The organism is Sphingomonas sp. 179-A 2A2 NHS (assembly GCF_045371305.1).
In the GTDB taxonomy this organism is placed as follows: Bacteria; Pseudomonadota; Alphaproteobacteria; order Sphingomonadales; family Sphingomonadaceae; genus Sphingomonas.
In genome coordinates this window covers 155,826-170,132 of the sequence record NZ_JBIQDE010000004.1, presented here as the reverse complement: position 1 = coordinate 170,132, position 14,307 = coordinate 155,826, and the positions used below count along the sequence as shown (strand labels likewise).

Sequence of the window (14,307 nt, the reverse complement as noted above, 5' to 3'; positions counted from 1 at the left end):
CACGGCTCCGTCTCGATGGGGAGATGGGCATGAACGGCAAGTCCGAAGACGCGCTGCGCGAGCAAGGTCGCCTCTGGGCGATCCGCCTGCGTGCGCCCGACTTCGCCGATTGGGACGGCTTCACCACGTGGCTGGAGGCCCACCCATCGCACAATACCGCCTACGAGGCCGCGCTGGACGAGATGGACGCCGCGGACGAGCTGTTCGACGCGCCGCCGGAGCCGGCCGCCAAGCCCAGGCCCGCCTGGTCGCCCGCACCGGCAGCGTCCCCCGCCGCACCCGCGCAGCCGCACCGCCGCTCCGGCGCGTGGCGCATGCCGGCGGTGGCAGCCGCAGCGGTGGTCGCCGCGGTCGGCGGCAGCTGGATCGCCTTCCAGCGTAGCGACACGATGGTCTATGCGACGCAGCCCGGCGAGCGGCGCGAACTCGACCTGGCCGACGGCTCGCACATCATCTTGAACGGCGGCACCCGCCTCACCATCGATCGGGACAATCCCCGGCAGGTGGAGCTTGCCAGCGGCGAGGCGCTGTTCACCGTGCACCACAGCGATACGCGCCCGTTCATCGTCATCACGCCCGACGGCACCCGGCTGACCGACATCGGCACCGTGTTCAACGTCGTCGCGGACAGCGGCGCGCTCGACGTCGCGGTGGCCGAAGGCGCAGTGGTCTATCGCGGCCCCGGCGGCGAAATGCGGCTCGATGCCGGCGAGATGCTGGTCCGCCCCTCAGCCAGCGCCGCCCCTGAGAAGCGCGCCGTGGATACCGCCTCGATCGGCGCCTGGCGCACCGGATATCTCCAATTCAACGACGCCACGCTCGGCGATGTCGCGCGCCAGCTCGGCCGCAACATCGGTGCGCCGGTCGCCGTCGCCCCCGATCTGGCGGACCAGCGCTTCACCGGCACGATCATGCTCGATGGCGGCCCGGCTGCCGTGATGGCGCGGGTCGGTCCGCTGGCGGAAGTGACGGTCACCCGCGACGGCCAGGGGTGGCGGATGGCGCCGCGCGATGGTGCGCGCCGCTAGCATCGCCCTTGCGATCGCCGGCACCGCTGCGGCCCTTCCCGCCGCGGCGCAGGAACGTGCGACCGAGATCGATACCCCGGCGGCGCCCGCGCAGGAGGCGACCCGCCTGCTCGCGCGCCAGGGCCGGATCAGCATCGGCATCCGCGAACCCGCCCTCGCGCGGCTGCCCGTCAAGGCGGTGCGCGGGCGCTACACCCCGGCGCAGGCGCTCGAGCGGATGTTCGCCGGCACCGGCGCCATCGCCCGCCGCGTCGCCACCGCCAGCTTCATCGTCGAACGCGCCCCGCCCCCGCCTCCGCCGCGCCCCACCCCCCGGCCCCAGCCTTCTCTCCCGCCCGCCGCCGAGCCAGCCCCCGCGGACATCATCGTCACCGCCACCAAGCGCGACGTGCCGCTCGCCGATTATCCCGGCGGTGCGCAGGTGATCGCTGGTGAAACTCTGTCGCTGGCGCAGGCCGCGCGCGGCACCGATCTCATCGAAAGCCGCGCCGCCAGTGTCACCTCGACTCACCTCGGCCCCGGCCGCAACAAGCTGTTCATCCGCGGCATCGCGGATTCGAGCTTCGTCGGCCCGACGCAGGCCACCGTCGGCCAGTATTGGGGCAACAGCCGCATCACCTACAGCGCGCCGGACCCGAGCCTTCGCCTCTACGACGTGAAGAGCATCGAGGTGCTGGAAGGCCCGCAAGGCACGCTCTACGGGGCCGGCTCGCTCGGCGGGGTAGTCCGCGTCGTGCCCAATGCGCCCGACGCCGGCGATCGCAGCGCGCAACTATGGGGCAGCGTCCTCGCCACACAGCACGGCAAGCCCGGCGCGGACGGCGGCGCGATCGTCAACCTTCCCCTCGTCGCCGACACGCTCGCCCTGCGCGTGCTCGGCTTCGGCAACATTGAGGGCGGCTATATCGATGATCGCGCGCGTGGCCTGCGCGACGTGAATCGCGTCGGCACGCTCGGGGGCCGCGCCACCTTGCGCTACACGCCGACCAACGACTGGACGATCGATCTCACCGCGCTCGGCCAGCGGATCATCGGCGACGACAGCCAATATGCCGATCGCGTCACCGACGGTCTCAGCCGCGCCAGCACCGTCGCCCAGCCGTTCCGCAACGAATATTGGCTCACCGATCTCGTCGTGCGCAAATCATTGGGCGCGGTCGAATGGACCAATTCGATCGGCTACACCGGCCAGCACGTCTTCGAACAATATGAAGGCCCCACGCTCCCCGATCCGCTGCGCCCGATGCAGGGTCCGCTCGAAGGCGCGGAGCCGACCACCTACACGCAGACCAATCGCATCGGCCTGCTCACCGCCGAGACTCGCCTCGCTCGCCGCGGCGCGAACGGCGCGGGATGGCTGATCGGCGCCAGCCTGCTCCACAATCGCGCCCGCGTCTCGCGCCGCATGGGCGGCCCCTGGTTAGGCTCGGCACTGACGGGCGTGCGCAACAACGTCGATGAGGCGACGCTCTACGGCGACTATGCCGTCTCGCCGCTGGCGCAAGTGACGGTGACGGTGGGCGGCCGGCTCACCCATTCGCGACTCGGCGGCCAGTCGCGCGACGTACTCGAGGCGATTGCGCTGCGGGTCGATCCCGGCGCGGGTGACAGTCGCTCCGAAACCCGCCTCCTTCCCTCCGCGGCGATCGTCTGGCGCCCCGATCCGCGCGCCAGCCTCTTCGCCCGTTACCAGGAGGGGTTCCGGCCCGGCGGCATCGCCGTGCGGCAGGATTTCATCCAGCGCTTCGCCGGCGATCGTGTCTCGACCACCGAGGTCGGCGGCCGCTGGGACGGCCGCGCGCTAGACGCCAGCGTCACCGTCTCGCACACCAGTTGGCGCAACATCCAGGCCGATATCGTCGACGGATTCGGCTTCCCGACGACGGCAAACATCGGCGATGGCCGCATCTGGTCGGTCGGCCTGTCCGCGCGATGGCGCCCGCTCGCCGGGCTGGAGCTCGACGGCGCGATCTACCTCAATGACAGCCGGATCACCGAACCCGCCTTCTCGATCCTGCCGGTCAGCATCGGCGCGATCGACGAAAGCCGCCTGCCGAATGTAGCGCACCGCAGCGGCCGCCTCGGCTTCACCTATACCAGCACGCTCGCCGGCGGCAGCCGCCTCGATCTCAGTGGCTATGCCCGGTACATCGGCCAGTCGACGCTCGGCATTGGTACGATCCTCGGCCGGCTACAGGGCGATTACTTCGACACCGGGCTGGAGGCGCGGATCGGCAACGATCGCCGCGGGCTGACGCTCACCGCCACGAACCTGCTAGATTCGCGCGGCAACCGCTTCGCGCTCGGCTCGCCGTTCCTGATCCGCGACCAGGATCACATCACCCCGCTGCGCCCGCGCAGCATCCGCATCGGCGTCGATCTCGCCTTCTGATCGCTCCGCGCGCCTCCAGACAGAGGCCGCACCTCACTTGCCGAAGCCGAACACATCCTGGTGGAAGCGCCCGGCGGCGATCATCTCCTCCAGCCACGCCGAGCCTTGCGCATGTTCACCGCCCGCCTGCTGCATCTGGATGCGGATCAGCGTGTCGCGCACCGCCGGCGCCATGAACTTGCCGTCACCGCACAGATAGATGGAGGCACCCGCCTGCAGCGCCGCCCACACTCGCTCCTGTTCGGCCCACAGCGCGTCCTGCACGAACTGCCACGGATGCGTCGGCACCGCGGAGAAGGCGGTGAACAGCTCGGCCACGCCCGCCGCATCCCAGCGCTCCATGTCCTCGCGGCAGAACCAGTCATGCTCGGGATGGCGGCAGCCGAAGAACAACAGGCTCGTCGCCACCTCCGCGCCCGCCGCCTGCTTTGCCTCGCGCTCCTGCAGGAAGCCGCGCAGCGGCGCGAAGCCAGTGCCCGGCCCGATCAGGATCATCGGCACCATCGGGTCGGCCGGGGGCGCGAACGGCGGGTTGGGCCGGCGGACATAACCGAACACATGATCGCCCGGCGCCACCGATCCCATGTAGCTGGAGGCAAAGCCGCGATGCTCGCCCAGCCCTGACCACGCAGGCGCCGCCATCGTTCCGACGATCAGGTCCGCCACCTGCGGATCGACCAGCGGCGAGGACGCGATCGAATAGAAGCGCGGCGCGATCGGCGCGGAAAGCTCGACCAGGCTCTCGAACGACAGCTCCGCCGCGGGATGCGCTTCGAGGAGGTCGATCAGCGTCAGCCGCTTCTCCGCCACCGCCGCATCATAGTCCGCCTCGATCGCCGCCAGCTTGCGCTTGGTATCCGGGCAGCGCGTCTGCGCCGCCACCTGCGCCAGCGCGCGCCTGGGCAAGGGATCGGAAAGCTCGACGAAATCGGTCAGCAGCTGCGCCACCGTCACCGTCTCGCCAAGCGGCAGATGCTTGAAGCGCCCGCCGTTGCCGTCCAACCGCACCTGCCGCGCGCCGTCCAGCCCCAGCCGGTCGATCGCGCGCATCACCAGTTCGGGGCGGTTGCGGGCATAGACCGCGATATGATCGCCGGTGTGATACACCTGCCCCGCCGGCAGGCGCACCCGGATCAGCCGGGTCGACGGGCGCGGCGGCTCGTGCGAAAAATCCCACAGCCCGTCGGCCGGGCGCACCAGCTCCTCGTTGCTGACGATCGCCAGCCGCTGGGCATGTTCGGGAAGCGCCTGCGCCCGCGTGTCCGCCGCATCAACCAGCGTCAACGAGAGGGAGGCGGCGCTGTCGCTCGGCCCGCTTTGGCTGCCCAGCGCCTGCCACAGGTCACGCACGAAGCCGCTCACCGCGCCGTCGAAGTCGCCCTGCCCGTCTGCCTCCGCGCGCGGCACCAGGATCGTCGCCCCGGCTTTCTCGACCGCCTCCGCGATCCGCTTCGGGAAGAACTGGTAGTTCGGCCATTGGCTGTTGCCGATGCCAAGCACCGCGACACGCGCACCGCTCCAGTCGGCATCATCGAACAGGCCGGCGTCCAGCGCCCGCTCCACCTCCACCGCACTGTCGGGTGCGCGGCCGTTATAGGTCGCGGTGACAATCACGATCACCTTGTCCTGCGGCGCTGCCCCGCCCTTGAAGCTTTCATCCATCGATCGGACGGTCACGTCGAACCCATCCAGCCGCGCGCGCTCGGCGATCTCCTCCGCGATGTCTCGCGCGGTGCCCAGCGACGAACCGTAGAGCACCGCAAACTGCTGTCCCGTCCCCGCGACGGAACCGATCGCGTCGTCGTTCGCCGGTGACGGGGCCGCGCTCGCCAGTTGCAGCCGCTCGTGCGGCTGGCGCAGCCGGATGCGCATCCAGAAATCGTCCGGCTTGATCGACAGCGTTTCCTTGATCGCCAGCTTGTACGAATGCGGATCGCCGATCGCGAAGCGCCGCAGCAGCATCGCCATGGCGATCTTCGCTTCCACCATCGCGAATTGCCGCCCGATACATGCGCGCTCGCCATTGCCGAACGGCTTGTACGCATGCGGATGCCGCGCCGCCTCGTTCTCCGGCAGCCAGCGGTCGATGTCGAAGCTCTCAGGGTCCGGCCAGGCGCCGGGGAAACGATGCAGCCCCGGCACGAACACGTTCACCGGCCGGTCCTTGCGCATCAGCCACTTGCCGCCGATCATCTCGTCCTCGAACGGCGCGACGCTGAAGGCCGGTGCCGTCGGCCACAGCCGCAGCGCCTCCTTCAGGATCCGCTCGATCACCTCCAGCTTGGCGACATGGCTGTAATCCGGCCGCACGTCGCCCGGCATCACCCGGTCCACCTCGGCATAGGCCTGCGCGAGCACCGCCGGATTTCGCAGCAGATAGGCGAAGGCGAACGTCAGCATGCCGCTGGTCGTCTCGTGCCCGGCGATCAGGAAGGTCAGCACCTGGTATCGGATGTTGACGTCGTCCAGCCGCTCGCCCGTCTCCGGGTCGACCGCGGTCAGCATCAGGTTCAGCAGGTCGCGGCCGTCGGTGGGGTTTACCCTCCTGTCGGCGATGATGCCGTCGACCAGCGCGTTCATCTCCTCGATGTCCGCTTCATATTGCGCCTTCGCCTTCTTGGCGAAGCGGTTCTGGATCGGCAGCCGCGTGATCGTCGATAGCGCCTCGGTCAGCGCGCGGCCAAGCGCCAGCAGGAAACTGTCGAGTTCCTCCCGCTCGAACGAGTTGAAGCGGTGGCCGAAGCCGGCGATCGCGATCGAATCCAGCGTCAGCCGGGTCATGTCGTCGGCCACCAACACGTCGGTACCGGCGGCGCGCTCCCACTTGGCGACCAGCTGGTCACACACCTCGACGATCATGTCGAAATAGCCGCGCATCGCACGCTGGCTGAACGCGGGCAGCAGGATGCGGTGCGCCTTGCCCCAATTGGGCTCCTCGCTGAACGCGGTGAACAGCCCGTCGCCGGCGAACTTGCGCACCACGCGCAGGGCCGGCCCCGGCATCTTGCGGAAACGCGTCTCGTCCGAAAGCTCGGCGGCGAGGTCCGGGTTCGTCACGAACAGCGACACGCGGCTGCCGAAGCGCAGCTTGAAGATGCCCTCGGGGAAGTCACGGCCGACTTGCAGCAGGTGGCCGATCAGCCCTGCCCGCGCGATCTGGTGCAGATGCCCCACCACCGGCAGGCCGGGTGGCGCGGGGATCGGGGTCCGCGCCTCTCTGGGCTCGGTCGCGTTCGTCGCCATCGCATTGCTCCTGTGCTGCGGGGCGGCCTCCAATCATAGCTACAACGGGCACGCAAGTTGCCGTGGCGGAAGGCTGGACGCTTCATTTGTCGGCCGCTTTGGCCTAGGGTCGGGCGAAAGGATCACTCCTCTATGCGTGTCGCGCTTGCCTTCGCCTCGCTGCTCCTCGCCGCCCCGCTGGCGGCCCAGACCGACGCCCAGAGCCAGTCTCCGGCCCACACCAAGGATTCCGCCACCGACCCCGCCTGCGCCAACGTGCGTGTCGCCTTTCCGCCCGAACTCGCCGGCTGGTCGCAGCAGGTACCGGTCAGCGCCGGGGTGAAGCCCGGCGAGGGCGCGACGATCGCGGTCGGCCAGGGTGCGCTCGTGTCGCTCCACCCGGGCCGCCACCTCGCGCTCTCACCCGCGCCGAAGAACCCCGCTGGCGCCGGCGGCACGCTCGCCTTCGCAGTGGCGACCCCCGGCACCTATCGCATCGCGCTAAGCGGCAAGGCATGGATCGACGTGCTGCACGCCGGCAAGTCGCTAGCGTCCGTCGCGCACGCCCATGGTCCGAAGTGCAGCGGCGTGCGCAAGATGGTCGATTTCAAACTCGCGCCAGGCAATTACACCCTTCAGCTGTCCGGCGCTGAAGCCGACAGCATCACCCTCCTCGTGGCAAGGCTCGCATGATCCAGACGCTCACTCTCCTCGGCCTGCTTCTGACCGCTCCCATCGCTGTACAAAGCGATACCAGTGCCGCCCAAACCCCAACCAACGTCGCCCAGTCCGCACCGAAAGCGGACCAGGCAGCCACCACGAATGTACTGATTTCCACGGCTCAGGGGCCGATCGTCCTCGCGATCGAGACCGAAAAGGCGCCCATCACCGCTGCCAATTTCCTGAAATATGTCGATGGCAAACGCCTCGACGGAACGGTCTTTTACCGCACCGTGAAAGTCGCACCGGGCTATGGCTTCATCCAGTTCGGCACCCAGAACGATCCCAAGCGAACGCTCCCACCCATTGCTCATGAGCCGACCTCAAAGACCGGCCTAAGCCACGTAGATGGCGCGATTTCCATGGCGATGGCGGAACCCGGAACGGCGCGCGGCGATTTCTTCATCATCGTCGGCAACACCCCCGCGATGGACGCTGATGGCAGCAACCCGGGCTATGCCGTGTTCGGCCGCGTGGTCGAGGGCATGGATGTCGTCCGTCGCATCATGGATTTGCCGACCTCGCCCACCAAGGGAGAAGGAATTATGAAGGGCCAGATGCTCGAACCCACGGTACCGGTAAAAACCGCCCGCCGCGCCCCCGCTCTCGCTTCGGAGACCGCAAAGTGAGAGCAGTCACGCTCACCGCACCCGGCGGCCTCGACAAGCTCGTTCTCTCGGATCGCCCTGATCCCGGCCAGCCCGGCGCTGGAGAAATCCGTGTAGCCTTGCACGGCAGCTCGCTGAATTTCCACGATTATCTGGTTTGCTCCGGCATGTCGCCGACCGCCGACGGCCGCATCCCGCTGGCCGACGGGGCTGGCGTGGTGCAGGCGATCGGTGACGGCGTCACGGACTTCGCCGTCGGTGATCATGTCGTGTCCTGCTTCTTCCCGGACTGGCAAGCCGGCCCGCCGCGCGTCGGTGATTTCCGCCGCGTGCCGGGTGACGGCATCGATGGGTTCGCCCGCGAAGTCGCGATCCTTCCCGCCACTGCCTTCACCCGCGCCCCCGCCGGCTGGAGCCACGCCGAAGCCGCGGCGATCACCACTGCCGGCCTGACGGCCTGGCGCGCCCTCGTCGTCGACGGTGGGCTGAAGGCCGGCGACACCGTCCTCGTGCTCGGCACAGGCGGCGTGTCGATCTACGCGCTGCAGATCGCGCGTGCGATGGGTTGCGAAGTGATCGCCACCTCCTCCTCGGACGAGAAATTGACCCGTGCCAAGGACTTGGGCGCCACTCATTGCATCAATTATAGCGAGCAGCCGAAATGGGGCCGCGCGGTACGGGATCTCACTGGCGGCCGCGGCGTCGACATCGTCATCGAGGTCGGCGGCCCGGGCACGCTCGCGCAGTCGATCGAGGCGGTCCGGATCGGCGGCCACATCGCACTGATCGGTGTCCTCACCGGAATCGCGGGCGAAGTCCCTACCGCAGCATTGATGGCAAAGCAGGCCCGGCTCCAGGGCCTCATCGTCGGCAGCCGGCAGGAGCAGGAGGAGTTCGTCCGCGCACTGGAAGCTGCCGCGATCCGCCCCGTCATCGACCGTACCTTCGCACTGGAGGAACTCGCCGACGCCTTCCGCTATGAGGAAAGCGCCGCACATTTCGGCAAGATTGCGGTCTCCTGGTAAGCGAAGGATCGAGCATGAACGCCCCCCTCACCCGCACCGACTGGACCGCCGCGGGCGCGGCCGAGCTCGCCGACACGATCGCGCTCCGCCGCGCGATCCATGCCGAGCCGGAAATCGGAAACGACTGCCCGAAGACGACCGCCAAGCTGAAGGCCGCGCTCGCCGGGCTGCCGCTGGAGATCCACGACAGCACGTCGACGACCGGCTTCGTCGCGATCCTGCGCGGCGAGCGCACGGGTGCTGCGGGCAGCAACATGCGCACCGTGCTCCTGCGGGGCGACATGGACGCGCTGCCGATGACGGAGGAAACGGGCCTCGACTTCGCCTCAACGATCCCCGGCGCGATGCACGCCTGCGGCCACGACGCGCATTCCGCCATGCTCGCCGGCGCGGCGCGAGCGCTGTGCGCGCGCAAGGACCAGATCCCCGGCACGATCGTCTTCATGTTCCAGCCCGGCGAAGAGGGGCACCACGGCGCCCGCCACATGATCGAGGACGGCCTGCTCGACATCGCCCGGCCCGAGGCGGCGTTCGCGCTTCACATTTCACCCAACGCGCCTGCCGGCGTGTTCGTCGGCCGCGAAGGACCCCTGCTCGCCTCGACCGACACGGTTCTGGCGACGATCCGCGGCAAGGGCGGTCACGCCGCCATGCCGCACGATGCGATCGACCCCATCCCGGTAGCCTGCGAGATCGTCACTGCCCTCCAGACCTTCGTCGCCCGCCGCATCCCGGTTGCGGATCCCGCAGTTCTCACGATGACGCAGTTCCACGCCGGCAGCAGCCACAACATCATCCCGGATGAGGTGAAGCTGATGGGGACGCTGCGTACGCTGTCCGAACACACGCGCGAAAAGGCCCGCGCGGCCTTCCGTCAGATCGTCACGGACATCGCGTCCGCCCATGGCTGCACTGCCGATGTCGAGATTGACGAAGGCTATCCCGTTACCTTCTGCGATCCGCGCGCCACCGCGATGATGCGCGACGTCGCCGGTACGCTCTCGGGGGAACAGGGATGGTCGCACATGCCGGCGCCCATGATGGGCGGCGAGGATTTCTCTTACGTCCTGCGAGAAGTCCCCGGCGCGATGGCGTTCGTCGGCGTAGCAGCTGAGGGGAGCGATCCGCGCACCAACCCGCCGCTGCACAACACGCGCATGACAATCGAGGAAGCAGTGATGGCAAAGGGCATTGCCATGCACTGCACCTTGGCCGAACGCTTCCTGGAGCGTGGCTTCGACTAAGCCTGCGAGGCCTCTCCTCTCTCGAGGAGAGTGGCGGCAGGATCAGTAGGTCGGGCGGAGACCGAACCCTCCGCCCGCCATTCAACGACGTCCTTTAAATCACTCAACGGTCACGGATTTTGCCAAATTGCGCGGCTGATCGACGTCCGTTCCCTTGGCAACCGCCACGTGATAGGCGAGCAGCTGCACCGGCACCGCATAGACCAGCGGGGCGATGAGTGGATGCACATTTGGCATCTCGATCGTTGCGATCGTGTTCTCGCCGGCCTGCGCAATACCCTCGGCGTCGGAGATCAGCACGACCTGCGCACCGCGCGCCTGCGCCTCCTGCATGTTGCTGACGGTCTTGTCGAACAGCGGTCCCGAGGGCGCGATCACGATCAGCGGCACCTGATCATCAATCAGCGCGATCGGCCCGTGCTTCATCTCGCCCGACGCGTAACCTTCAGCGTGGATGTAGCTGATTTCCTTCAGCTTCAATGCGCCTTCCAGCGCCAGCGGAAACTCAGGGCCACGGCCAAGATACAGCACGTCGCGCGCCGCCGCGATCTTCGGCGCCATCGCCTCGATCTCCTCGTCGTGCGCGAGTGCGAGGCTCATGGCCTCAGGCACCTGCTGCAGATGCTCGACGACCTCAGCCTCATTGCCGAGCCGCCCCTTCGCCCGCGCGAGGTTCGTCGCCAGCGCCGCCATTACGGCGAGCTGACACGTAAAAGCCTTGGTTGAGGCAACGCCGATCTCCGGTCCGGCATGAGTCGAAAGCAGCAGGTCCACCTCACGCGCCATCGAGCTTGTCGGCACGTTGATGATGCCGGCGGTGGTCACCCCGCCCGCTTTCATGTGGCGAAGCGCTGCCAGCGTGTCCGCCGTCTCGCCCGACTGTGAGATGACGATGCCCAGCGTGTTCGGGAGCAGAACCGGATCGCGATAGCGATACTCGCTCGCCACATCGACCTCGACCGGCAGGCGAGCCATGCTTTCGACCCAATACTTACCGATCATGCCGACATAGCTGGCGGTGCCGCACGCAACGATCACCACGCGCTCAACGGTCGAAAGGTCGAATTCCATGTCAGGCAGCGCGACCTGCGCCTCGAGCGGACGGAGATACGAACGCAGCGTCTGCGCCACCACCACCGGCTGCTCGTAAATCTCCTTCTGCATGAAGTGACGGTGATTGCCCTTGTCGATCAGCTGGCCGGACGCGCCGGAATTCACGATCGGCCGCTCGACCCGCTGGTTGTCACGATCATAGATCTCGACCTCCTCGCGCGTGATCGCGACCCAATCGCCCTCTTCCAGATAGGCGATGCGTTGCGTCAGCGGAGCAAGCGCGAGGGCATCGGATCCAAGAAAACTCTCTCCGTCGCCGTAGCCAACCGTCAGCGGCGCACCGAGGCGCGCGCCCAACAGGAGATCGGGATGGGTGCGCACCATCACGCCCAGCGCAAAGGCGCCATGCAGGCGCGGCAGCACCGCCGCCAGCGCCGCGCGCGGCTCCGCCCCTCGCTCGATCTCGCGCGCGACCAGATGCGCCACGACTTCGGTATCGGTCTGGCTTTTGAACTCACGCCCTTCGGCGATCAGCTCATCACGCAACGGCTTGAAGTTCTCGATGATCCCATTGTGGACGATCACCACGTCGCCCACGATGTGCGGGTGCGCATTGTCAACAGTCGGCGCGCCATGTGTGGCCCAGCGCGTATGCGCGATTCCGCTGTCGCCCGGCAGCGGCGCTTCCGCCAGTCGCTGCACGAGGTTCTTCAGTTTGCCCGGCGCGCGGCGACGATCGAAGTCGCCATCGTGGACAGTGCAGATACCGGCAGAATCATAGCCGCGATATTCAAGCCGCTTCAGTCCATCTAGCAGCCGGTCAGCAACCGGCTCCTTGCCCAAAATCCCCACAATTCCGCACATTAACGTGCATCCTTTCGTGCGCGCATGATGTCCCTGAAGTTCTTCGCCCAACCTGGTTTCGCCGTTTGCGGCGGACGGACGAGCGCCAACGCATCGGCCTCCACGTTGGACGTCACCGTCGACCCTGCCGCCACGATCGCCCCATCGCCGATCGACACGGGCGCCACCAGCGCGGAGTTCGACCCGATGAAGGCGCCAGCGCCGATCCTCGTCTGATATTTGAAGAAGCCATCATAGTTGCACGTGATCGTGCCAGCCCCGATGTTCGCGCCCGCCCCGATCTCCGCGTCCCCAAGATAGGTGAGATGGTTCGCCTTCGCACCCGGGCCGAGCACCGCCTTTTTCATCTCGACGAAATTGCCTACCCGAGAACCGGCTCCCATCACAGCGCCGGGGCGCAGCCTAGCGTACGGACCGACGGATGCTCCCTCGCCAACCTCTGCTCCTTCGAGGTGACTGAAGGCGTGGATCGTGACCTTGTCAGCGACGGTTACACCGGAACCGAACACGACATTGGGCTCGATCGTGACGTCGCGGCCGAGGGTAGTATCATGGCTGAACCATACGGTGTCCGGCGCGACGAGGGTAACCCCGTCCGCCATCGCCTGGCGGCGGCGGCGTTCCTGCCAGGCCAGTTCCACCTCGGCGAGTTCGCCCCGGCTGTTGATGCCGGCAACTTCATCCGCCCCCGTTTCGATCACCGCGGAAGCACGTCCGTCAGCCGCTGCCAGCATGACGATATCCGGCAAATAATATTCCCCCGCTGCATTGTCGTTGCCGACCCGTTCGAGCAGCGCGAATAGCTCCTCGCCTCGCACGGCCATCAGCCCCGAGTTGCAGAGCGTCACCAAGCGCTCTTCTGCGGATGCGTCCTTGAACTCGACCATACGATCGATCCGCCCTGAGGCATCGGCAATCACGCGGCCATAGGCACCTGGATCAGAGGGCCGAAAGCCGAGCACCACGGCTGCCGGAGAATCCGCCGCATGCAGCCGCTCGATCATGCGCCGCATCGTCGCCGCCGTTACCAGCGGTACGTCACCATAGAGGATCAGCACGTCGCCACCGAACCCAGCCAGCGCATGCTTCGCCTGCAGCACGGCATGCCCGGTGCCGAGTTGCTCTGCCTGATGCGCCACTACCACGCCAAGAGGCTTGACCGCAGCTTCCACCTGGTCCCGGCCGGCACCGACCACCACCACATTGTGCGTCGGCTTGAGCGACGCGACGCTGTCGAGCAAATGCAACAGCATGGGACGCCCGGCGAGCGGGTGGAGCACCTTGTGCAAATCGGATTTCATCCGCGTGCCCTTGCCGGCAGCAAGGACGATGGCGGCTAATGGTCGACCCGTCATCACGCGCCTCTGCCACCGGACGCTTGCCAATTCCATAGCAACTCGTCACCGCTCGCCGCGATGCAGCAGTTTCCTTTCGACGTCGTCGGCTTTGACCTCGACGGAACCCTTCTCGACACCAGCGGGGACCTCGCCGCGGCCGTCAATTACGCTCTGGCACAAAACGGCCGTCCCCCGCTCGAGGTGGCAGCAATCAAGCCGATGATCGGTGGCGGTGCCCGAATGATGCTGTCGCACGGACTCGCGGCGACCGGCGGCAGCGATGAGGTGCTACTCGAGCGCCTTCACCGTGTTCTGCTCGACTATTATGCCGAACATCTATCCATCCACACCGTTCCGTTTCCGGGCGCAATAGCGGCCCTTGATTCGATCGAAGCACGCGGCGCGAAGGTTGCCGTGGTTACCAACAAGATTGAAGCGTTCGCCATCGAAGTCCTGCGCGGCGCCGGCCTGCTGGATCGGCTTGCGTGCGTGATTGGCGGCGACACAATGGGACCGGGCAACTCCAAGCCCTCTCCGGTGCCGATCCAGGCGATGATCGAGCGATCGGGCGGTGGCCGCGCAGCATTTGTCGGCGACTCGATCTTCGACATCGCCGCCGCTCACGCCGCTGGCGTTCCGGCGATCGCCTGCCGCTTCGGCTTCCTTATGCAGCCGGTGGAGGAACTGGGCGCCGAAGCGATCATCGACCACTTCGATGAACTGGTGCCCACGCTGGAGCGGCTCGGAAGCGTATCGAGGGGGCCGAGCCAGTGACGGGCAAAAGGCGCTTGCCATGGCGCATCCTCTTGATCGT

At 67.4% G+C, this 14,307-nt stretch carries 10 protein-coding genes; 7 read left to right on the top strand and 3 right to left on the bottom strand.

The annotated features are described in order from the left end of the window. The first annotated feature begins 29 nt into the window (after window positions 1–29). Together ACH0AE_RS10210 and ACH0AE_RS10205 are read left to right on the top strand one after the other, a co-directional pair. The gene (locus ACH0AE_RS10210) at window positions 30–1,028 is read left to right on the top strand and encodes a FecR family protein (protein WP_406875720.1); all 999 of its coding nucleotides are present in this window, start codon (window positions 30–32) and stop codon (window positions 1,026–1,028) included. Next, window positions 1,012–3,420, top strand: coding sequence for a TonB-dependent receptor (locus ACH0AE_RS10205; protein WP_294444388.1), 2,409 nt, complete (start codon window positions 1,012–1,014; stop codon window positions 3,418–3,420). The genes ACH0AE_RS10210 and ACH0AE_RS10205 overlap by 17 nt, the downstream gene beginning before the upstream one ends. Before the next feature lie 33 nt (window positions 3,421–3,453). On the opposite strand, the gene ACH0AE_RS10200 is transcribed toward ACH0AE_RS10205, so the two are convergent. Then, window positions 3,454–6,663 carry a bifunctional cytochrome P450/NADPH--P450 reductase gene (locus tag ACH0AE_RS10200; RefSeq protein ID WP_294444389.1) on the bottom strand — a complete coding sequence of 1,070 codons (3,210 nt, stop codon included), beginning with the start codon at window positions 6,661–6,663 and terminating at the stop codon, window positions 3,454–3,456. Between the two features lie 132 nt (window positions 6,664–6,795). Between ACH0AE_RS10200 and ACH0AE_RS10195 the strand changes: the two genes are divergently transcribed. The 4 genes from ACH0AE_RS10195 to ACH0AE_RS10180 are packed head-to-tail and all read left to right on the top strand — an operon-like array spanning window position 6,796 to window position 10,239. Beyond that, window positions 6,796–7,335 carry a homogentisate 1,2-dioxygenase gene (locus ACH0AE_RS10195; RefSeq protein WP_294444390.1) on the top strand — a complete coding sequence of 180 codons (540 nt, stop codon included), beginning with the start codon at window positions 6,796–6,798 and terminating at the stop codon, window positions 7,333–7,335. Next, on the top strand, window positions 7,332–7,991 hold the full coding sequence (locus ACH0AE_RS10190) for a peptidylprolyl isomerase (protein ID WP_294444391.1): 660 nt from the start codon (window positions 7,332–7,334) through the stop codon (window positions 7,989–7,991). The genes ACH0AE_RS10195 and ACH0AE_RS10190 overlap by 4 nt, the downstream gene beginning before the upstream one ends. Beyond that, entirely contained in the window at window positions 7,988–8,995 is a 1,008-nt protein-coding gene (locus tag ACH0AE_RS10185) for an NAD(P)-dependent alcohol dehydrogenase (protein WP_294444392.1), read from the top strand. Before ACH0AE_RS10190 ends, ACH0AE_RS10185 begins: the two co-directional genes overlap by 4 nt. A 14-nt stretch (window positions 8,996–9,009) precedes the next feature. Continuing rightward, complete coding sequence (locus ACH0AE_RS10180) at window positions 9,010–10,239, top strand: M20 family metallopeptidase (RefSeq protein WP_294444393.1); 1,230 nt, start codon at window positions 9,010–9,012, stop codon at window positions 10,237–10,239. A gap of 99 nt (window positions 10,240–10,338) precedes the next feature. On the opposite strand, the gene glmS is transcribed toward ACH0AE_RS10180, so the two are convergent. Beyond that, a complete protein-coding gene (gene glmS / locus ACH0AE_RS10175) occupies window positions 10,339–12,156 on the bottom strand; it encodes a glutamine--fructose-6-phosphate transaminase (isomerizing) (protein ID WP_294444394.1) in 1,818 nt (605 codons plus the stop codon). Continuing rightward, entirely contained in the window at window positions 12,156–13,511 is a 1,356-nt protein-coding gene (gene glmU / locus ACH0AE_RS10170) for a bifunctional UDP-N-acetylglucosamine diphosphorylase/glucosamine-1-phosphate N-acetyltransferase GlmU (protein ID WP_294444395.1), read from the bottom strand. Before glmU ends, glmS begins: the two co-directional genes overlap by 1 nt. A gap of 60 nt (window positions 13,512–13,571) precedes the next feature. On the opposite strand from glmU, the gene ACH0AE_RS10165 reads away from it, so the two are divergent. After that, window positions 13,572–14,267 (top strand): HAD hydrolase-like protein, encoded by a 696-nt coding sequence (locus tag ACH0AE_RS10165; RefSeq protein WP_294444396.1) that lies wholly within the window; start codon window positions 13,572–13,574, stop codon window positions 14,265–14,267. The last annotated feature ends 40 nt before the right edge of the window (window positions 14,268–14,307 follow it).

Bases quoted from the DNA above. Each gene is read 5' to 3' on its own strand.
- ACH0AE_RS10210 (WP_406875720.1), top strand. From the start codon at position 30: ATGAACGGCAAGTCCGAAGACGCGCTGCGCGAGCAAGGTCGCCTCTGG.
- ACH0AE_RS10205 (WP_294444388.1), top strand. From the start codon at position 1,012: ATGGTGCGCGCCGCTAGCATCGCCCTTGCGATCGCCGGCACCGCTGCG.
- ACH0AE_RS10200 (WP_294444389.1), bottom strand. From the start codon at position 6,663: ATGGCGACGAACGCGACCGAGCCCAGAGAGGCGCGGACCCCGATCCCC.
- ACH0AE_RS10195 (WP_294444390.1), top strand. From the start codon at position 6,796: ATGCGTGTCGCGCTTGCCTTCGCCTCGCTGCTCCTCGCCGCCCCGCTG.
- ACH0AE_RS10190 (WP_294444391.1), top strand. From the start codon at position 7,332: ATGATCCAGACGCTCACTCTCCTCGGCCTGCTTCTGACCGCTCCCATC.
- ACH0AE_RS10180 (WP_294444393.1), top strand. From the start codon at position 9,010: ATGAACGCCCCCCTCACCCGCACCGACTGGACCGCCGCGGGCGCGGCC.
- glmS (WP_294444394.1), bottom strand. From the start codon at position 12,156: ATGTGCGGAATTGTGGGGATTTTGGGCAAGGAGCCGGTTGCTGACCGG.
- glmU (WP_294444395.1), bottom strand. From the start codon at position 13,511: ATGACGGGTCGACCATTAGCCGCCATCGTCCTTGCTGCCGGCAAGGGC.
- ACH0AE_RS10165 (WP_294444396.1), top strand. From the start codon at position 13,572: ATGCAGCAGTTTCCTTTCGACGTCGTCGGCTTTGACCTCGACGGAACC.